Genomic DNA, 16,518 nt, shown 5'->3' with positions numbered 1-16,518 from the left:
AGGACCCGCACGCCCGGGATCCGCAACAGCCCACCCACGTCACCAAGGAGCCACGGATGCCCGATCCCGGGCCTTCCCCCCTGCAGTCGAGCCTGCCCGGCGCTGCGGCCCGCTTCGGGGCCCACGTCTTCGCCGCCGCCCACGCCCGTGCCCACGGAGGCCTTCCCGCCGGGCCCGGCCTGCCCGATCCCCCTCCTCCCACCGTCCCGAGCGACCCGCCCTCCCCGGGCCCCGCCCTGCGACGGATCCTGCGCGGTCCCAGTGGTCTGGGCACTGCGGGCCTGTACCTGACGCATCAGGAAGAGCCTGCGGCAGCCGCGGAGCCCGCGGCGCCCGCGGCGCCGGTGGTGGGCAATCCGATCCCCGGCCTCTACCACCACCCGGTGCCGGAGCCCGACCCGGTGCGGGTGGAGGAGGTCAGCCGCCGGATCAAGGCATGGGCCCTGGACGAGGTCGAGCTGTACCCCGAGGAGTGGGAGGACCAGTTCGACGGCTTCTCCGTCGGGCGCTACATGGTGGCCTGCCATCCGGACGCCCCCACCGTCGAGCACGTGATGATCGCCACCCGCCTGATGGTCGCCGAGAACGCGGTGGACGACTGCTACTGCGAGGACCACGGCGGCTCGCCCGTCGGTCTCGGCGGACGCCTCCTGCTGGCGCACACCGCTCTGGACCCGCTGCACACGACGAAGGAGTACCAACCGGCGTGGGAGGCTTCGCTCCTCTCCGACGCCCCCCGGCGCGCCTACCGGTCCGCCATGGAGTACTTCCTCCGGGCGGCCGGGCCCTCCCAGGCCGACCGGTACCGGCACGACATGGCCCGGCTGCACCTGGGGTACCTCGCCGAAGCGGCCTGGGCCCAGACGGAGTACGTCCCGGAGGTGTGGGAGTACCTGGCGATGCGCCAGTTCAACAACTTCCGCCCCTGCCCCACCATCACCGACACCATCGGCGGCTACGAACTCCCGGCGGACCTCCAGGCCCGGCCCGACGCCCAGCGGGTCATCGCGCTCGCCGGCAACGCCACCACCATCGTCAACGACCTGTACTCGTACACCAAGGAACTCGTCGCCCCCGGACGGCACCTGAACCTGCCCGTGGTGATCGCCGAACGCGAGGGCACCTCCGACCGGGAGGCCTACCTGAAGGCGGTCGAGGTCCACAACGACCTCATGCACGACTTCGAAGCCGAGGCCGCCGCCCTGGCCGTCGCCTGCCCCGCCCCGGTGATGCTGCGCTTCCTGCGCGGAGTGGCCGCCTGGGTCGACGGCAACCACTACTGGCACCAGACCAACACCTACCGCTACAGCCTGCCCGACTTCTGGTAAGGATGGACTTATCCGTGACTGGTACCGATCTCACCACTGCGACCACCTCCGCCCCCGCGGCCATTCCCGGCCAGGCGACGCCCTATCAGGGAGACATCGCCCGCTACTGGAACAACGAGGCCAGGCCCGTGAACCTGCGCCTCGGCGACGTGGACGGCCTCTACCACCACCACTACGGCATCGGGGACGTCGACCACGCCGCCCTCGGGGACGCCGACGACAGCGCCTACGACAAGAATCTGGTCGAGGAGCTCCACCGGCTGGAGTCGGCGCAGGCCAAAGTCCTCCTGGACCACCTCGGCCCCATCGGGCGCACCGATACGCTCGTGGACGCCGGCTGCGGCCGCGGCGGCTCGATGGTCATGGCCCACCAGCGCTTCGGATGCAAGGTCGAGGGCGTCACCCTGTCGGCCAAGCAGGCCGACTTCGCCAACCAGCGCGCCGGCGAACTCGGGATCGAGGAGCACGTGCGCGCCCGCGTCTGCAACATGCTCAGCACGCCCTTCGAGACCGGGCGGGCCGCGGCCTCGTGGAACAACGAGTCGAGCATGTACGTCGACCTCGACGACCTCTTCGCCGAGCACTCGCGGATCCTCGGGGTCGGCGGCCGCTACGTGACCATCACCGGCTGCTGGAACCCGCGTTACGGCCAGCCCTCGAAGTGGGTCTCCCAGATCAACGCGCACTTCGAGTGCAACATCCACTCCCGCCGGGAATACCTGCGCGCCATGGCCGACAACCGGCTCGTCCCGCAGGCCGTCATCGACCTGACCCCCGACACCCTGCCGTACTGGGAGCTGCGGGCCACGTCCCCGCTGGTCACCGGCATCGAGGAGGCCTTCATCAACTCCTACAAGGACGGCTCCTTCCAGTACGTCCTGATCGCGGCCGACCGCGTCTGACCGGCGCTCCGCCTGACGGCTTGACCGGCACCGGCCGACGGCCGGGGGCCCGGGCCCGCCTCCCGGCGGACCCGGCCCCCCGGGGTCTCAGGCGGCCAGCCGCGCCGCGTGCGCGAGCAGTTCCTCGTACACCTCGGGGCGGTCCCGGTCGATGACGGGGTACCCCTGGCCGAAATCGCCGTTCAGCCAGTGCGCCTCGACACCGGGGTTGGCCATGTCGGTGCCGTCGTGCAGGAACACGTGCGGGCTGCAGTTGACCCGGCCCCCGCGCGCCGATTCGTACTGCGCCGTCACGGCGGACCTGGCCGAGCCCGTGTCCAGGGCCGCCGCGAGCGCGTCCACGTCGACGGCTCCCGTCCCGGCGGCCACGTCGAGGATGACGTGGCGCATCGAGATGCAGCGGCCCTCGGCCCAGAAGGCGCGGCGCAGCGCGCGGTCGAGCCGCTCGCTGGCGTCCAGCGACTGGGACTTGGCCGCGTGCACCGCCTCGAGCGCGGGCAGGGTCGTGACCGGGTAGGACCAGTCGGGCCCCTGCCACAGCCGCCAGCCGGCTTCCGGCTCGATCGCGCCGAGCACCGCGATCTCGGAGTCGACGCCGGGGCGGGCGTTGACCTCGCGGTTGAACAGTTCCAGCGGGAAGGCCCGGAAGTCGAACCAGATCCGGCCCTCCAGGCCCAGCTTGCGCCGGGTCTCGTGCAGCCGGTGCACGGCCACGTGGGCGAAGGAGCAGTTCAGGTCGGTGTAGACGCTGATCGTGTCGGGCGCCGCGGGCAGCCGCGGGTCCGTGACGGGCCCCGTCGCCGGGGTGACCGTGCTCGCCGTGCTCGTCGCGGTGGTCGCGGTGGTCGTGCTCACGGGGTACCGCCTTCTTCGTCGGGCCGGGTGCTGTGCGCGAACCGGGCGACGGTGACGTCTCCGGAGACGACCGCCCCTTCCCAGCCGTAGACCTGCCCGAAGGATCCGGACCCGGTCGCCGACGGGCGCCGCCGGGAGAAGGTGAGCGCGATCCGGTCGCCGCGCCGCACCGGGACGGCGTCCCGGACCGGCAGGTAGGCGTGCTTCCAGCTGTCCGAGGTCGTACGGGCCTCCGGATCGCCGGCCGAGACTTCGTCGCCGGAGATGTCCAGGGCCACGGTGTCCGACAGGGTGGCCACGAAGTAGCCCTTGAACCCGGTGAACAGACCGTCCCGCTGGACGGTGTACACGAGCGGCACCTCGTACGAGGTCTCGTGCGCCCCGTGCGTCCCCTCGAAGGCGTACCGGCGCGCGAGCCGCGGCGCCGCGAGCTGGCCGCCGACCGGGATGATCGCGTCGTAGTAGAGGTCGAAGGCGTCCCGCGCCCCGCGCGCCCTCAGCAGCTCGGCGAAGGCGGCCGGGCTCCCGGCGTCCTGCGGGACCCCGTCGAGCACCCGGCCGTGGGCCAGCTCCGCCGTGACCGGCACGAGATAGCTCTCCACGGCCACCGGGAGCATGGCGCCGCCCGGCCGCAGGAAGCGGCTGCGGGCGTCGTCGAGGATCGCGACGCAGTTCTCGTTGTCGGCGAGGTTCCCCATGATCTCGGAGATGATCAGGTCCACCCGCTCGGGCAGCTCGATGTCGAAGGAGAACCCGGAGAGCGGGTGGAACCGGTCCCCGAATCCGGCCTCGGTGAGCCGCTCGGTGGCGGTCCGCAGGATCTTCTCGTTGAGGTCGATGCCGTAGACGCGGGCCGCTCCCGCCTCCAGCGCCCACTGCGCCAGGATGCCGGTACCGGTGCCCAGGTCGAGGACGACTCCGCCCGGCCGCACCGCCTCGGTGATCGCCGCCTTGTACGCGGCCATCCGCAGCCGGTCGCCCAGCATGAGGTCGTGGAAGCCGTCGTCCCATTCGAGGAGCCGCTCGGAGGCCGGCAGCCACACGTCCTGCGGCTCGTAGAGCTGCCCCAGCACGCCCGTGTGGTGCACGGTCAGCGCCTGCGCGGAGGGTCCCGCCACCGGGCAGCCGGTGGTGAGGTCGAAGCTCGTGCTGTGCAGGGGGCAAGTGATGCGCAGGGTACGAGGATTGACATGACCGTGCACCAGACGGCCGAGCCGGTGCGTGCACGCGGCGTCGATCACGAACTCACGGCCCTCGACGCGCACCCGGACCCGGTCGCCCGGCAGTTCCTCCAGTACGGCGTCGCTCATGCCGCCTCCCGCGCCCGCTCGACGGCCGCGTCGAAGGCGCCGCCGATCAGCCGGGACAGCAGCTGCGCCCCGATCCAGAGCTTCGTCGCGTCGAGGCCGCACGAGGCCTCGTACTCCTTGATCGCGGTCTGCATCTCGCGCATGTGGAAGGTGTCGATGTGCAGGTGCTCGGTGTAGTACTTGCCCCGCGTCAGGCCGAGCCGGGCGCAGGCCCGGGCCTGCACGGTGAAGGCGTCCGGGATGCTCGCCTCCAGGTAGGCCAGTGCGCCGAGGAAGTACTCGACGTGGGTGGCGCGCAGGGTGAGCCAGTAGAAGACGTTGAGGAACGCGTACGTCTCGTCGCCCGTGGTGTCCAGGAAGCTCTCCAGCTCCTGGGGGAGTCCCAGCTCGGCGAGCAGGTCGAGGTAGAGCTGGGAGTGGGTCTGCTGGAGGTTGCCGCAGCCGAACTCGTCGATGAGGACGCGCATCACGGCCATCTGCGCACGCATCGGCAGCCGGGGTACCGCCGGGAAGAAGTTCTGCGCCTCGGTCAGTCCGTCGAGCGCGAACTCCCGCACCACGTGGGCGAACTGCTCCCGGGTGGCCTTCTCGGCCAGGTAGTCGCCGGCCGGGCTGCCCCCGCGTTCCAGGGCCAGCAGCCCGTCGAGGCGCAGCTTCCACTCGGCGCGGTCGGCGAGCGGCGCGGTGCGCTGCGCGAGGCCGGTGACCAGGGGATCGATCCACGCCGCTTCGGTCTCCTCGATCCGGGCGAGGACCGTGGACGTCTGGAGCGTGCGGTTGAGGATGAACAGCCGTTTGTGCGGGCTGTCGGTGGGCTTCGGTGTCACGTTCAGCACGGGACCTCCCGGTCGGTCTCGATCACGGAGCGCCGCAGCAGCTCGGTCTTCAGCGAGCGGTACCAGTCGTCCCGTTCCAGGCCGTACCGCTCGCACGCGGCGCGCAGCTGCTCCGCCCGCTCATCGCCGCGGTCGGTCAGCAGGGCCCGGCAGAGCTCCGGTTCGACGTTGGCCAGCGCGACGACCCAGCCGTCCACGGGGCCGGACTCCAGCAGGAGGTGTTCGAGTCCCTGGACGACGGGTACGCCCGGGCCGGCCGCGATCAGCGCCCGGGTGAAGCCGGTGTCGCCGGCTGAGTCCTTGACCCCGGCGACCCCGGGCAGCGCGCAGACGCGCAGCAGGGTGGCGAGTTCGAGGGTGTTCCCGGAGACGGCCGACTCGTGGTAGACGACGACCGGCAGTCCGGCCCCGGCCACGGTTTCGACGTGGCGGTACATCTCCTCCTGGGTCACCTCCGGTCCGTGCGGGGTGGTGACCACGACCGCCGCCGCGCCGAGGCCGTCCGCCTCGCGGGCCCGGGCGAGGGATTCGGCCGTCGTGGGCCGCAGGACGCCGGCCAGTACGGGCAATCCGCCGGAGTGCCGGACCGCGGCGGCGACCACCTCCCGCCACTGCCGGTCCGACAGGCTGCCTCCCTCCCCGGTGCTGAGGGCGGGCAGCAGGGCGTCCGCGTACGGGCGTACGGAGGCGATCAGGCGGGCGATGCTCTTCTCGTCGATCTCTCCCGCTCCGTCGACGGGGGTGACGAGGGCTGCGGTCATTCCGGTGATCATCGGTCCTCCGTCACAGGGCTTCGGCGGGTACGCGCAGGGCGAGCGACTGCTGGTAGAGCTGCTCCAGCGGCTCCGGGAAGCGCGCTTCCGGCCCGTCGTCGGCAGCGGCCACGGGCAGCGCGAACCCGGTCGTGGCGGTGAGCCGCGGGCTGGCCGTGCGCAGCAGGCCCCGGCGGACCAGGACCATGCCGAGGAGGAGCCGCTCGTGCATCGGGAGCGTCCGGGGCAGGTCGGGATCGCCGGCGCGCCGGATGTCGGCCTCGTCGTAGCCGAGGCGGCGGATGTCCATGACGGTGTGCAGGTTGTCCATGAACGGGTAGTAGGCGTCCTGGAGTTCGCGGGAGTAGCCCCAGATGATGTCGTCGCAGCGGCCCACCTGCTCCAGGCTCATGACGAGCCGGCCGTCGAGCCGGTCCACGAAGAAGGCCTTGCAGGCGCGGCGTACGTCCTCGTCCGCACTGTTCATGCCGAGGAAGAGCGCGGCGTCGCCGTACTCATCGGGTGCGGCCCCATCGGGTGCGACCTCGCCGGCTGCGCCCTTGCCGGACGCGGTGGTTTCAGACTGCATGGCGGTCGAGCACCTCGCGCATCCGGACCATGGCGTCGGCGAACACCTGCGGGTCGCGGGCGAGGGCGAAGCGCACGAAGGCCTCGCCGCGGTCGGGCTGGCTCCAGTAGAAGAACCGGCCGGGCAGGACGTAGACCTCCGACTCGGCCAGGAGCCGCTGCAGTTCGGTCGCCGTCAGCTCGGGGTGGTTGATCCGGGCCCACGCGACGCTGACGCCGGCGACGGGCTCCTGGTACTCCAGGATCGTGCCGTCGATCGCCTTGCGTATCGCCTCGCGGTTCTGGGTGAGGACCTCGCGGACGGACCCGAGCTGGTCGCGGGTGGAGTCCTCGACGTACTGGGTGAGCATGTTCAGGACGAAGGGCGAGACGTTGAGCAGCACGCTGGTGTGCAGGTTGTACACGTCCTCGCGGATGTCGTCGCTGGCCGTGATCATGGCGGCCTTCGCGTCCTGGACGGGCCAGGTCTTGCCCGTGTCCTCGATGGCCAGGTAGGAGATGCCAGAGCTCTCGAGGAGCTCGTAGACGTCGAAGCGGGCGAGCTTCTCGTCGTAGAGCGTGAACGAGGCGAAGCAGAAGTCGACGACCAGCAGCTTGTTGTGGTCCTTGCAGAAGCGGACGACCTCTTCGAACCCCTTGCGGCCGTGCTGGAGCAGCGTGAAGCCGGTGGGGTTGTTGGGGTCGACGAGGAACAGCGCGTCGGTGCGGACCCGGCGCCGGAGCTCGTCGTAGATCCGGTCCGGGTCGTGGAGCGCGGACTCGTCGATCGGGTACAGCGGTACGCCCATGTTGTTCAGGACGTCGTAGAGGTTGTCGAAGCAGGGCTCGACCAGCGTGACCGACTTGCGCTGCTGCTTGAGGTACATGCCGGCGACCATCGTCGAGATCGAGGCGGCGTACGAGAGCAGGGTCTTGTTCTTGGCCAGGGCCGTGGGCTGGCGGTGCAGGGTGAAGAACGCCTCGGTGAAGCGCTCTTCGGCCGTCGCCTGCAGGCCCCGCTCGGCCTCGTACCAGAGCTCGGGCAGCCGGGCGACGATCTCGCGCTGGCTGTCCGACTGCTGCTGGTGGGTGTGGGCGTCGGCGAGGTTGAACCTGGTGCGCAGGGCCTGGATCTCGTGCTGGGTCAGGTCGAGGAGTTCCTGGGCCGAACCGGTCGGGCTGCTGTGCGAGGTCATGGTTCCTCCGGTCGAGGGCGGACGTGCCAGGGGAGAGGTGCGCGCTCGGGCGCTTCGCTGCCGCGGTGGGCGGGATCAGCTGCCGCTCGGGCGGGCGGGACTTCCCCGGGGGTGGCCGGCTCCTGAGGGGAAAGCGGTGCGGCGGCCCGTGAGCTGTGTCATGGTGATCCCCCGTAAGCGGACTGCGGTCCGTTTCAGCATGACCCTGACACATCGTGTTCACGTGGGCAAGCAAATGAACGGCGAAGAACGGGAGTTGGGGGTTAGGTGTGGCCCTTGCCCACCAGGCATGCGTGATGTCCGAGATGTGTACACTCGCGACATCCCACGTACCTACGAAGTCACGGACGAAGACACAACATGACCGGCGGGTCACCTGAAGTGACCGAACTCATCCAGCAGCCGGTTCGCGAGCGGGCGGACGCCGCACGCAACCGCAGCCGCATCCTGGCGGTCGCCGCCGAACTCTTCAGGGAGCACGGCGTCGACAACGTCTCCCTCGACGCCATCGCGGCGCGCGCGGGCGTGGGCAAGGGCACGCTGTTCCGCCGGTTCGGAAGCAAGTCCGGGCTCGCCGTGGCCCTGCTCGACGCCCAGGAGACCGAGTTCCAGAGCAGGATGCTGTTCGGGCCGCCGCCCCTGGGGCCCGGATGTGATGCGAGCGCGCGGATCACCGCCTTCTTCGACACGTACCTGGACCTGCTCGACGCGAACCTGGAACTGGTGCGGCTCTCGGAGACCACCGCGCCGGGCGTCCGCTACCAGATCGGCTCGTACTGCCTGTGGCAGCGACACCTTTCGGTGCTGCTGGCCGAGGCGCGGCCGGAACTGGACGCGCAGAGCACCTCGCACCTCCTGCTGGCCATGGTCGACGCCGACCTCCAGCAGGCCCTGCGCGGCGGCGAGTTCACCCCCGGACGCATCCGGGGCGCACTGCGCGAGATGGTCCGGCGGGTGCTGGAGGCCTGAGCCGGGCGCGCGGACGCGGGCGCGGGTGGTCCCGGCACGGGCAGCGGCGGTCCCGGCGCGGCGCACGGGTGGTCCCGGCACGGCGGTGGCCGTGCCGGGACCGGCAGGTCGGCGCGACGGGCGTCAGACCTCCCTGATCGCCTCGATCTCCAGCGAGAGCTCGATCTCCTTGGAGACCAGGATCCCGCCGGCTTCCAGGGCCATGTTCCAGGTCAGGCCCCAGTCCTCACGGTTGATCTTGCCGCGCGCCGAGAAGACCGTACGGTCGTTGCCCCACGGGTCCCTGGCGTGGCCGAGGTAGTCGACCTCGAGCTCGACCGGGCGGGTCAGGCCCTTGATCGTGAGATCGCCGGCGAGGGTGCCGCCCTTGCCGTCCCAGCTCACCGACGTCGAGGTGAACGTCGCGCGGGGGTGCTCGGCCACGTCGAAGAAGTCGCCGGAGCGCAGGTGGTCGTCCCGGGTGGTGTCACCGCTGTCGACGGTGGCCATGTCGATCACCGCGGTGACCTTGCTGTCCTCGGGGCGCTCGCCGATGTGGACGGTGGCGTCCACGCCGGTGAAGCGGCCGCGGACCTTCGTCAGCATGAAGTGCCGGCCGAGGAAGCCGACCTCCGCGTGCCCCGGGTCGACCTTCCAGTCGCCCACGGCCGGGAGCTCGACCCCGTCCACGGTGCGGGTCGGCGATGTTGCGCTACTGGTCATCGTCCGTTCCTCTTCCTTTTCCTTGTGTGCGGACGCCGGTGCTCAGGCGCCGGACTCGGTCGGGAGACCGCCCCCGATCCAGTCCTCCTTGCCGTCCTTGTAGGTGTAGACGTTCGAGTAGCCGAGCTCCGCGAGCCGCGCGGCCGCGATGCCGGAGTTGGAGCAGGTCGTGCCGGTGCAGTAGACGATCACCTCGGCGTCCTTGTCGGGCAGCAGGCCGGGGGCCAGCGCGTCGACGTCGTCGACCGGGAGGAGCAGGGCGCCCGGCAGGTGCGCCTCCTTGTAGTACTGCTCCGGCAGGGCCTCGACGACCGCGGCCTTGCCGCCGTCGAGCTTCTGCTTGACCTCGTCGCGGGAGAGGTTCTGAACCGCCATGTAGCCAGCCTCCGAAAATCAAGGATCAATAAGTGCGTACGCACGCACCTTAACAAGTATGTGCGGGCGCACGCAATAGGGGTAGGATCGAGGCGTGACCGGACAGGACGACCGACTTGAGGCCTGGCGCGCGATGCTGCTCGCGCACAACACCGCCGTGCGCGCCATCGAGAGCGACGTGCAGCGCGACGGCCGGATCCCCTTGACGTGGTACGACGTACTGCTCGAACTCAAGGCGGCCGGAGAGCACGGGCTGCGCATGCAGGAAGTCGCCAACCGGGTGGTCCTCAGCCGGACCAGGGTCAGCCGCCTGGTCGACGAGATGGTGCGCGACGGCCTGGTGGACAAGCTGCCCGACCCGCACGACAAGCGGGCGTCCTGGGCCGTGATCACCCCGAAGGGGGCCGACGCACTGCGCGCGACGGCGCCCGTGTACATGCGCAGCATCCAGAAGCACTTCTCCGCGCACCTCACCGAGGCGGACGCCGTGGTGATCGCGCGGGCGCTGTTCAAGGTCGCCCAGCCGGACTCCGGCGTACCGCTGGGCTGACGGGCGGCGCCGCCGTGTGGCCGGCTGACCCCATGGCGCCAGGTGCCGCCGGGCTGACCCGGCGGCGCTACGTTGTGCCGGGCTGACCCGGCGGCGCTACGTTGCGCCGGGCTGACCCGGCGGGTGCCAGGCGTCGCGGGCCCGGCAAGATCCGAAAGAGACGGCCTAGGCGCAGGAGGCGCACAGGCCGCGGTAGGTGACCTCGGCCCCCGAGACCGTGAAGCCGAACCGCTGTTCGGCCGGGAGCTGGGCCAGCGGGTCGCCGCTCGGGTGGACGTCGCGGATCAGACCGCAGCCGGAGCACACCAGGTGCTGGTGCGGGTGGTGCGCGTTGGGGTCGTACCGTTTGGCCCGGCCGTCGGTGGCGACCTCCATGACCTCGCCGAGGGAGACCAGCTCGCCCAGGGCGTTGTACACGGTGGCCCGGGAGATCTCGGGCAGCCGCTGCACCGCGAGGGCGTGCACCTCGTCGGCGGTGAGGTGCACGTGATCGCCGTCGAGGACCTCCGCGACCACGCGCCGCTGGGAGGTCATCCGCCAGCCGCGTCCACGCAGGCGCTCCAGCAGGTCACTCATATCGGCTCACCTTTTCAGGTTGGGCGGAACACCCGGGAGCCCGGAATGTACAGGCTGGCGTCCGGGATCCGACGGGATATGGCCTTGGTGTCCTTCTTGACTTGGATTGCGTCCATCGTAGGATCGGTTGCGCTGATAGCCAAGGGACAGGAACGGTCCGGAGCAGCGCGAGACTGGACTGGAGACCGTCCGGGACGGTGACCGCCCCGGCGTCAGGACGACCCACGAAACCGGGGCCCGCCACCGGGCCCCTGCACCCCAGATGTTCCATCGCATGCAGTTCCTGATCACCGTGACCACATGGTCCGGTCCGGAAGGATTCCCATGTCTGAGAACCATGATGCAATCGTCACGGACGCGAAGGGGGAGGGCGGCGGTGGCTGCCCGGTAGCGCACGACCGCGCCCCGCACCCGACCCAGGGCGGCGGAAACCGCCAGTGGTGGCCGGAACGCCTCAACCTGAAGATCCTTGCCAAGAACCCCGCCGTGGCCAACCCCCTCGGCGAGGAGTTCGACTACGCCGCGGCGTTCCGCACGCTCGACCTCCCGGCCGTGAAGCGGGACATCGCGCAGGTGCTCACCACCTCGCAGGACTGGTGGCCCGCCGACTTCGGCCACTACGGGCCGCTCATGATCCGCATGGCGTGGCACAGCGCGGGCACCTACCGCATCAGCGACGGCCGCGGCGGCGCCGGGGCCGGCCAGCAGCGCTTCGCGCCGCTCAACAGCTGGCCGGACAACGGCAACCTCGACAAGGCCCGCCGCCTGCTGTGGCCGGTCAAGAAGAAGTACGGCCAGAGCCTCTCCTGGGCCGACCTCATGATCCTCACCGGAAACGTGGCCCTCGAGACGATGGGCTTCGAGACCTTCGGCTTCGGCGGCGGCCGCGCGGACGTCTGGGAGCCCGACGAGGACGTCTACTGGGGTCCTGAGACCACCTGGCTCGACGACGAGCGCTACACCGGGGACCGCGAGCTGGAGAACCCCCTCGGAGCGGTCCAGATGGGCCTCATCTACGTCAACCCGGAGGGCCCGAACGGCACCCCGGACCCGCTCGCCGCGGCCCGCGACATCCGCGAGACGTTCCGCCGGATGGCGATGAACGACGAGGAGACCGTCGCGCTCATCGCCGGCGGCCACACCTTCGGCAAGACCCACGGAGCGGGCCCGGCGGAGAGCGTGGGCGACGACCCCGAGGCCGCCCCGATCGAGGCGCAGGGCTTCGGCTGGGCCAACTCCTTCGGCACCGGCAAGGGCGGGGACGCGATCACCAGCGGTCTCGAGGGGATCTGGACGAACACCCCGATCACCTGGGACAACACCTTCTTCGACATCCTGTTCGGCTACGAGTGGGAGCTGTTCAAGAGCCCGGCCGGAGCACACCAGTGGCGGCCCAAGGGCGGCGCCGGGGCCGGCACCGTACCCGACGCCCACGACCCGTCGAAGACCCACGCCCCGACGATGCTCACGACCGACCTCTCGCTGCGGATCGACCCGGCCTACGAGCAGATCTCGCGGCGCTTCCACGAGAACCCGGCCGAGTTCGCGGACGCCTTCGCCCGCGCGTGGTTCAAGCTGACCCACCGCGACATGGGCCCCGTCGTGCGCTACCTCGGGCCGGAGGTACCGGCCGAGACGCTGCTGTGGCAGGACCCCATCCCCGCGGTGACCCACCCGCTCGTCGACGACGCGGACGTGGCCGCCCTCAAGGAGCGGGTCCTCGCCTCGGACCTCACCGTCTCCCAGCTGGTGTCCGCGGCGTGGGCGGCGGCCTCGTCCTTCCGCGGCAGCGACAAGCGCGGCGGCGCCAACGGCGGGCGCATCCGCCTCCAGCCGCAGAGCGGCTGGGAGGTGAACGACCCCGACGAGCTGGCCACGGTACTGCGCACGCTGGAGGGGATCCGGGAGTCCTTCAACTCGGACCGGGGCGATGGCAAGCAGATCTCGCTGGCCGACCTGATCGTGCTCGCCGGCGGCGCGGGCGTGGAGCAGGCCGCGAAGGACGCCGGAGTCGAGGTCGAGGTGCCCTTCGCGCCGGGCCGCGCGGACGCGTCGCAGGAGCAGACCGACGTGGAGGCGTTCGCCGCGCTCGAGCCGGCCGCCGACGGGTTCCGCAACTACGTGGGCAAGGGCAGCCGCCTGCCGGCCGAGTACCTGCTGCTCGACCGGGCGAACCTGCTGACCCTCAGCGCCCCCGAGATGACCGTCCTCGTGGGCGGTCTGCGCGTCCTCGGGGCGAACCACCAGCAGTCGCCCCTCGGCGTGCTCACCACCACCCCCGGCACCCTGACCAACGACTTCTTCGTCAACCTGCTCGACCAGGGCACGATCTGGAAGGCGACGGCCGGGGACGCGACCACGTTCGAGGGCCGCGACGCCGCCACGGGCAAGGTCAAGTGGACCGGCAGCCGGGCCGACCTCGTCTTCGGGTCGAACTCCGAGCTGCGGGCGCTCGCGGAGGTCTACGCGAGCGACGACGCGAAGGGGAAGTTCGTCAAGGCCTTCGTCGCCGCCTGGGACAAGGTCATGAACCTGGACCGGTTCGACCTCGTCTGATCATGACGGCCGCGGGGTCCGGGCCGGCCTGCCGAGAACGGCGGCCGGCCCGGACCCCGCGGGCGGTTTCGCCGGGGGCCCCGTCATCCGGTCGGCCGAGCAGCGGAAGCCAGCCGCGCCGCGCCGGGGCAGGCTGTGCACAGGACCGCCACCACCGCACAGACGAGGACCGCGCCATGTCGCACAGCCGGCGTATCGCCATCATCGCGGGGTCGGCAGCGCTGCTGCTGACGGCCACTGCCTGCTCCGGCCTGGGCCGGAGCACCGTAGGGATGCTCCAGTTCCGCGGCCACGACTCGCCGGTCGAACTGAGCTACTCCAACACCCTGGTCAAGGGCTGCCACAAGATCGCCATCCCGAAGGGGGCGACGCACGTGGAGAACAACACCCTCGTGGACATCGTCCTGTACCGCACGGAGGACTGCCGCAAGGCCGACAAGGTCGACGGCATCTACGTCGGCACGACGCTCTCGAACGTGACGGCCCCCGAGAGCCTGCCCTGGCGCAGCTTCAGGGTCATCCACTGACCCGGTCGGCTCCCGCACGGGTCCGCCGCCGCGAGCGCCACGCCGGCCCGCCCTCCGGCACGGCATGCTGGTGCGGTGTCCTCTCCTTCCGCGCGCCCCCAACAGCCCGACTCCGCCGACCTGATGGTCGTGTGCGGTGACGACGGCCTCGCCCACCGGCTGGCCGCCGAGCTCCGCGACGTGTACGAGGAGCGGGTGACCCTCGTCGTGCCGGCCCTCCGCGAGGTGCGGCCCGCCCCGGGGCGGCCGCGGTCCGGTGCGGGCCGCGGGCTGCTGGGGCGGCTCCCGACCGCGCGGAACCGTACGGCCGCCGGGGACCGGGCCGCCGCACGGGAGTCCGCCGTACGGGAACTGCGCGTACTGGAGGCTCCCGTGCCCGACGAGGAGGCGCTGGCCGCCGCAGGGGTGGCCGGGGCGGCCGCGCTGGCACTGGTCTACGAGGACGACGAGACGAACGTACGGGCCGCCCTGGTGGCACGGCGGCTCAACCCCAGGCTGCGGCTCGTCATCCGGCTCTACAACCGCAGGCTCGGGCAGCACCTGGAGGAACTGCTCGACCAGGCGGCACTGGTGGCCGAGCCCGGCATGGACCTGCGCGGGCTGGACTCCGCCACCACCGTGCTCTCGGACGCCGACACCGCCGCCCCCGCACTCGCCGCCTCCGCCGTCGCGGGCACCAGCAAGGTGATCCAGGCTGACGGACTGCTCCTGCGCGCGGTGGAACGCACACCACCGGGCCCGGGGGAGGTGGCCGACCCGGGGCTGTGCACGCTGGCCCTGCTGTCCGCGACCGCCGTCGACCCGGCGGGCGCCGACGGATCGGAGCTCGGCGGGGACCGGGGGCCCCAACTGCTCCCCGACGACCGGGCCGTCGCCGCCGCGACCGGCCGGGGGATCATCGCGCTGGAGGCCATCTCCCAGGTGGCGCCGGCGCCGGAGGGCCGGCGGCTGAACCAGGTCTCCCTGCCCGTGGGTTCGCTGTTCTCGCGCAGGCTCCGCTGGTCACTGGCCGGGATCACGGCCGCCGTCGGCGCCCTGGCGGTGGCTTCCTCCATGGTCACGGGGGACACCCCGCTGCACGCCGCCTACCTGACCCTGCTCGACATCTTCGCGATCAACGACCCCGCCCTCGACCAGCCGCGCGAGCAGCAAGTCCTGCAGATCCTGGCCGGGTTCGTCGGCCTGCTCCTGCTGCCCGTCCTGGTCGCGGCGGCCCTCGAAGCGCTGGGCGCCTTCCGCACCGCCACGGTGCTGCGCAGGCCGCCGCGCGGACTGTCCGGCCACGTCGTGCTGCTCGGCCTCGGCAAGGTCGGCGCCCGGGTGCTCGCACGGCTGCGGGAGCTGGGAATCGCGGTGGTGTGCGTGGAGTCCGATCCGCTGGCCCGCGGTGTCGCCCTCGCGCGCCGGCTGCACGTGCCCGTGGTGGTGGGCGACGTCACCGACGAGGGGGTGCTGGAAGCCGCCCGGATCCACCGCGCCCACGCGCTCCTGGCGGTGACCAGTTCGGACACCACCAACCTGGAGGCCGCCCTGTACGCCCGCTCGGTGAAACCCGACGTACGGGTGGTGATGCGGCTGTACGACAACGAGTTCGCCACCGCCGTCTACCGCACCCTGCGCGAGGCCCACCCGACGGCCCTCACCCGCAGCCGCAGCGTCTCCCATCTGGCCGCCCCCGCCTTCGCCGCGGCGATGATGGGCCGCCAGGTGCTCGGCGCGATCCCGGTGGAGCGCAGGGTGCTCGTGTTCGCGGCGCTGGACGTGACGGGCTGCCGCCAGCTGGAGGGCCGCACGGTCGGGGAATCGTTCCGGCCCGGAGCCTGGCGGGTGATCGCCCTGGACCGGGCCGTCCGGGGGACCCGCCGCCCCGGCCTCACGACCGAGCCCGGCTACGACGCCGTCAGGCGGCCCGCCCTGGTGTGGGACCTGCACCCCGGCTACGTCCTGCGGCCGCAGGACCGCGTGGTCGTGGCCGCCACCAGACGGGGCCTGGCGGAACTGCTCGGCCGCGGGCAGGCCCGTACGGCAGGGGCCGGTACCAGGGCCGGGGCTGGGGCCGCGGACACCGGGGCGGGTCAGCCCGGCTGACCCGGCGGCCGGTCGTCGCCGGTCGGCAGCAGATGGTGCGTGCCGTGACCGGCGGCGTCGACGTGCACCACGTGGCCGCCCACCCGGACGGTCTGGGTGCCCGCCGCCGTCCAGGACCCCACGGGGCCCTCGGAGCCGGGCAGCGGGAGCCAGACCTCCAGGAAGGTGCTGCCGTCGAGGTTGGTGCCGGTCTCGATCATGTGGTCGCCCTCGGGGCGCAGGACCCCGACATCGTGGCCCGGGACGCCGACCTCGTGGTGGAAGGTGACCCGCCCGCCGTCGTAGGAGGTCCTTCCGGCGAAGCCGCGGCTGTCCGCGTACAGGGTGCCGGTCTGGAGCCACACGACGTGCCCGGTCTCCCGGAGCGGGCCGCCGTCACGGCTGATTCCCGCGCGCAGCCAGGCGCCGCGGAGGGGTGCGTCCACGGGC

Annotated in this window: 17 protein-coding genes; 7 read left to right on the top strand and 10 right to left on the bottom strand. The window is 71.7% G+C overall.

Annotated elements, in window-relative coordinates; translation table 11 throughout:
• The first annotated feature begins 56 nt into the window (after positions 1 to 56).
• Both OG904_RS01065 and OG904_RS01060 read left to right on the top strand, forming a co-directional pair.
• Positions 57 to 1,328: a family 2 encapsulin nanocompartment cargo protein terpene cyclase gene (locus OG904_RS01065; RefSeq protein WP_405486364.1), complete on the top strand. Its 1,272-nt coding sequence runs from the start codon at positions 57 to 59 to the stop codon at positions 1,326 to 1,328.
• Positions 1,329 to 1,342: 14 nt separating this feature from the next.
• On the top strand, positions 1,343 to 2,230 hold the full coding sequence (locus tag OG904_RS01060) for a geranyl diphosphate 2-C-methyltransferase (protein ID WP_405486362.1): 888 nt from the start codon (positions 1,343 to 1,345) through the stop codon (positions 2,228 to 2,230).
• 87 nt (positions 2,231 to 2,317) lie between these two features.
• Here OG904_RS01060 and OG904_RS01055 read toward each other — a convergent pair whose 3' ends face one another.
• From OG904_RS01055 to OG904_RS01030, 6 genes are all read right to left on the bottom strand, one after another.
• Positions 2,318 to 3,004 (bottom strand): DsbA family protein, encoded by a 687-nt coding sequence (locus tag OG904_RS01055; protein WP_405497686.1) that lies wholly within the window; start codon positions 3,002 to 3,004, stop codon positions 2,318 to 2,320.
• A gap of 77 nt (positions 3,005 to 3,081) precedes the next feature.
• A complete protein-coding gene (locus tag OG904_RS01050) occupies positions 3,082 to 4,395 on the bottom strand; it encodes a methyltransferase domain-containing protein (protein WP_405486360.1) in 1,314 nt (437 codons plus the stop codon).
• A complete protein-coding gene (locus tag OG904_RS01045) occupies positions 4,392 to 5,231 on the bottom strand; it encodes an iron-containing redox enzyme family protein (protein WP_405486358.1) in 840 nt (279 codons plus the stop codon). The genes OG904_RS01050 and OG904_RS01045 overlap by 4 nt, the downstream gene beginning before the upstream one ends.
• Positions 5,225 to 5,992: a dihydrodipicolinate synthase family protein gene (locus OG904_RS01040; RefSeq protein WP_405486356.1), complete on the bottom strand. Its 768-nt coding sequence runs from the start codon at positions 5,990 to 5,992 to the stop codon at positions 5,225 to 5,227. Before OG904_RS01040 ends, OG904_RS01045 begins: the two co-directional genes overlap by 7 nt.
• Before the next feature lie 22 nt (positions 5,993 to 6,014).
• Complete coding sequence (locus OG904_RS01035) at positions 6,015 to 6,572, bottom strand: DUF6190 family protein (RefSeq protein WP_405486354.1); 558 nt, start codon at positions 6,570 to 6,572, stop codon at positions 6,015 to 6,017.
• A complete protein-coding gene (locus tag OG904_RS01030) occupies positions 6,562 to 7,746 on the bottom strand; it encodes an aminotransferase class I/II-fold pyridoxal phosphate-dependent enzyme (protein ID WP_405486352.1) in 1,185 nt (394 codons plus the stop codon). Before OG904_RS01030 ends, OG904_RS01035 begins: the two co-directional genes overlap by 11 nt.
• 381 nt (positions 7,747 to 8,127) lie before the next feature.
• On the opposite strand from OG904_RS01030, the gene OG904_RS01025 reads away from it, so the two are divergent.
• Positions 8,128 to 8,715 carry a TetR/AcrR family transcriptional regulator gene (locus OG904_RS01025; RefSeq protein WP_405486350.1) on the top strand — a complete coding sequence of 196 codons (588 nt, stop codon included), beginning with the start codon at positions 8,128 to 8,130 and terminating at the stop codon, positions 8,713 to 8,715.
• Positions 8,716 to 8,838: 123 nt separating this feature from the next.
• Here the strand turns inward: OG904_RS01025 and OG904_RS01020 are convergent, their stop codons facing one another.
• Positions 8,839 to 9,417 (bottom strand): YceI family protein, encoded by a 579-nt coding sequence (locus OG904_RS01020; protein WP_405486348.1) that lies wholly within the window; start codon positions 9,415 to 9,417, stop codon positions 8,839 to 8,841.
• Positions 9,418 to 9,459: 42 nt separating this feature from the next.
• Positions 9,460 to 9,792, bottom strand: coding sequence for a rhodanese-like domain-containing protein (locus OG904_RS01015; protein WP_405486346.1), 333 nt, complete (start codon positions 9,790 to 9,792; stop codon positions 9,460 to 9,462).
• 94 nt (positions 9,793 to 9,886) lie between these two features.
• Here OG904_RS01015 and OG904_RS01010 point away from each other — a divergent pair, with 94 nt between their 5' ends.
• A complete protein-coding gene (locus tag OG904_RS01010; RefSeq protein WP_405486344.1) occupies positions 9,887 to 10,342 on the top strand; it encodes a MarR family winged helix-turn-helix transcriptional regulator in 456 nt (151 codons plus the stop codon).
• A gap of 165 nt (positions 10,343 to 10,507) precedes the next feature.
• Here the strand turns inward: OG904_RS01010 and OG904_RS01005 are convergent, their stop codons facing one another.
• Positions 10,508 to 10,918, bottom strand: a complete 411-nt coding sequence (locus OG904_RS01005; RefSeq protein ID WP_405486342.1) for a Fur family transcriptional regulator — start codon at positions 10,916 to 10,918, stop codon at positions 10,508 to 10,510.
• Positions 10,919 to 11,242: 324 nt separating this feature from the next.
• Between OG904_RS01005 and katG the strand changes: the two genes are divergently transcribed.
• The 3 genes from katG to OG904_RS00990 all read left to right on the top strand — a co-directional run bounded on the left by katG (position 11,243) and on the right by OG904_RS00990 (position 16,089).
• Entirely contained in the window at positions 11,243 to 13,474 is a 2,232-nt protein-coding gene (gene katG / locus OG904_RS01000; RefSeq protein WP_405486340.1) for a catalase/peroxidase HPI, read from the top strand.
• 176 nt (positions 13,475 to 13,650) lie between these two features.
• Positions 13,651 to 14,001 (top strand): hypothetical protein, encoded by a 351-nt coding sequence (locus tag OG904_RS00995; RefSeq protein WP_405486338.1) that lies wholly within the window; start codon positions 13,651 to 13,653, stop codon positions 13,999 to 14,001.
• Positions 14,002 to 14,124: 123 nt separating this feature from the next.
• Complete coding sequence (locus OG904_RS00990; RefSeq protein ID WP_405497684.1) at positions 14,125 to 16,089, top strand: potassium channel family protein; 1,965 nt, start codon at positions 14,125 to 14,127, stop codon at positions 16,087 to 16,089.
• Here OG904_RS00990 and OG904_RS00985 read toward each other — a convergent pair.
• Positions 16,077 to 16,514 (bottom strand): hypothetical protein, encoded by a 438-nt coding sequence (locus OG904_RS00985; RefSeq protein ID WP_405486336.1) that lies wholly within the window; start codon positions 16,512 to 16,514, stop codon positions 16,077 to 16,079. The genes OG904_RS00990 and OG904_RS00985 overlap by 13 nt on opposite strands.
• Positions 16,515 to 16,518 lie beyond the last annotated feature (4 nt).

The sequence above is a fragment of the Streptomyces sp. NBC_00096 genome (genome assembly GCF_045041305.1).
GTDB lineage: Bacteria > Actinomycetota > Actinomycetes > Streptomycetales > Streptomycetaceae > Streptomyces.
This window is presented reverse-complemented; position numbering and strand designations above follow the sequence as displayed.

Excerpts from the sequence above, each read along its gene's own strand:
- OG904_RS00990 (WP_405497684.1), top strand. The coding sequence starts at position 14,125 with ATGGTCGTGTGCGGTGACGACGGCCTCGCCCACCGGCTGGCCGCCGAG.
- OG904_RS01065 (WP_405486364.1), top strand. The coding sequence starts at position 57 with ATGCCCGATCCCGGGCCTTCCCCCCTGCAGTCGAGCCTGCCCGGCGCT.
- OG904_RS01005 (WP_405486342.1), bottom strand. The coding sequence starts at position 10,918 with ATGAGTGACCTGCTGGAGCGCCTGCGTGGACGCGGCTGGCGGATGACC.
- OG904_RS00995 (WP_405486338.1), top strand. The coding sequence starts at position 13,651 with ATGTCGCACAGCCGGCGTATCGCCATCATCGCGGGGTCGGCAGCGCTG.
- katG (WP_405486340.1), top strand. The coding sequence starts at position 11,243 with ATGTCTGAGAACCATGATGCAATCGTCACGGACGCGAAGGGGGAGGGC.
- OG904_RS01050 (WP_405486360.1), bottom strand. The coding sequence starts at position 4,395 with ATGAGCGACGCCGTACTGGAGGAACTGCCGGGCGACCGGGTCCGGGTG.
- OG904_RS01040 (WP_405486356.1), bottom strand. The coding sequence starts at position 5,992 with ATGACCGCAGCCCTCGTCACCCCCGTCGACGGAGCGGGAGAGATCGAC.
- OG904_RS01020 (WP_405486348.1), bottom strand. The coding sequence starts at position 9,417 with ATGACCAGTAGCGCAACATCGCCGACCCGCACCGTGGACGGGGTCGAG.
- OG904_RS01035 (WP_405486354.1), bottom strand. The coding sequence starts at position 6,572 with ATGCAGTCTGAAACCACCGCGTCCGGCAAGGGCGCAGCCGGCGAGGTC.
- OG904_RS01030 (WP_405486352.1), bottom strand. The coding sequence starts at position 7,746 with ATGACCTCGCACAGCAGCCCGACCGGTTCGGCCCAGGAACTCCTCGAC.
- OG904_RS01015 (WP_405486346.1), bottom strand. The coding sequence starts at position 9,792 with ATGGCGGTTCAGAACCTCTCCCGCGACGAGGTCAAGCAGAAGCTCGAC.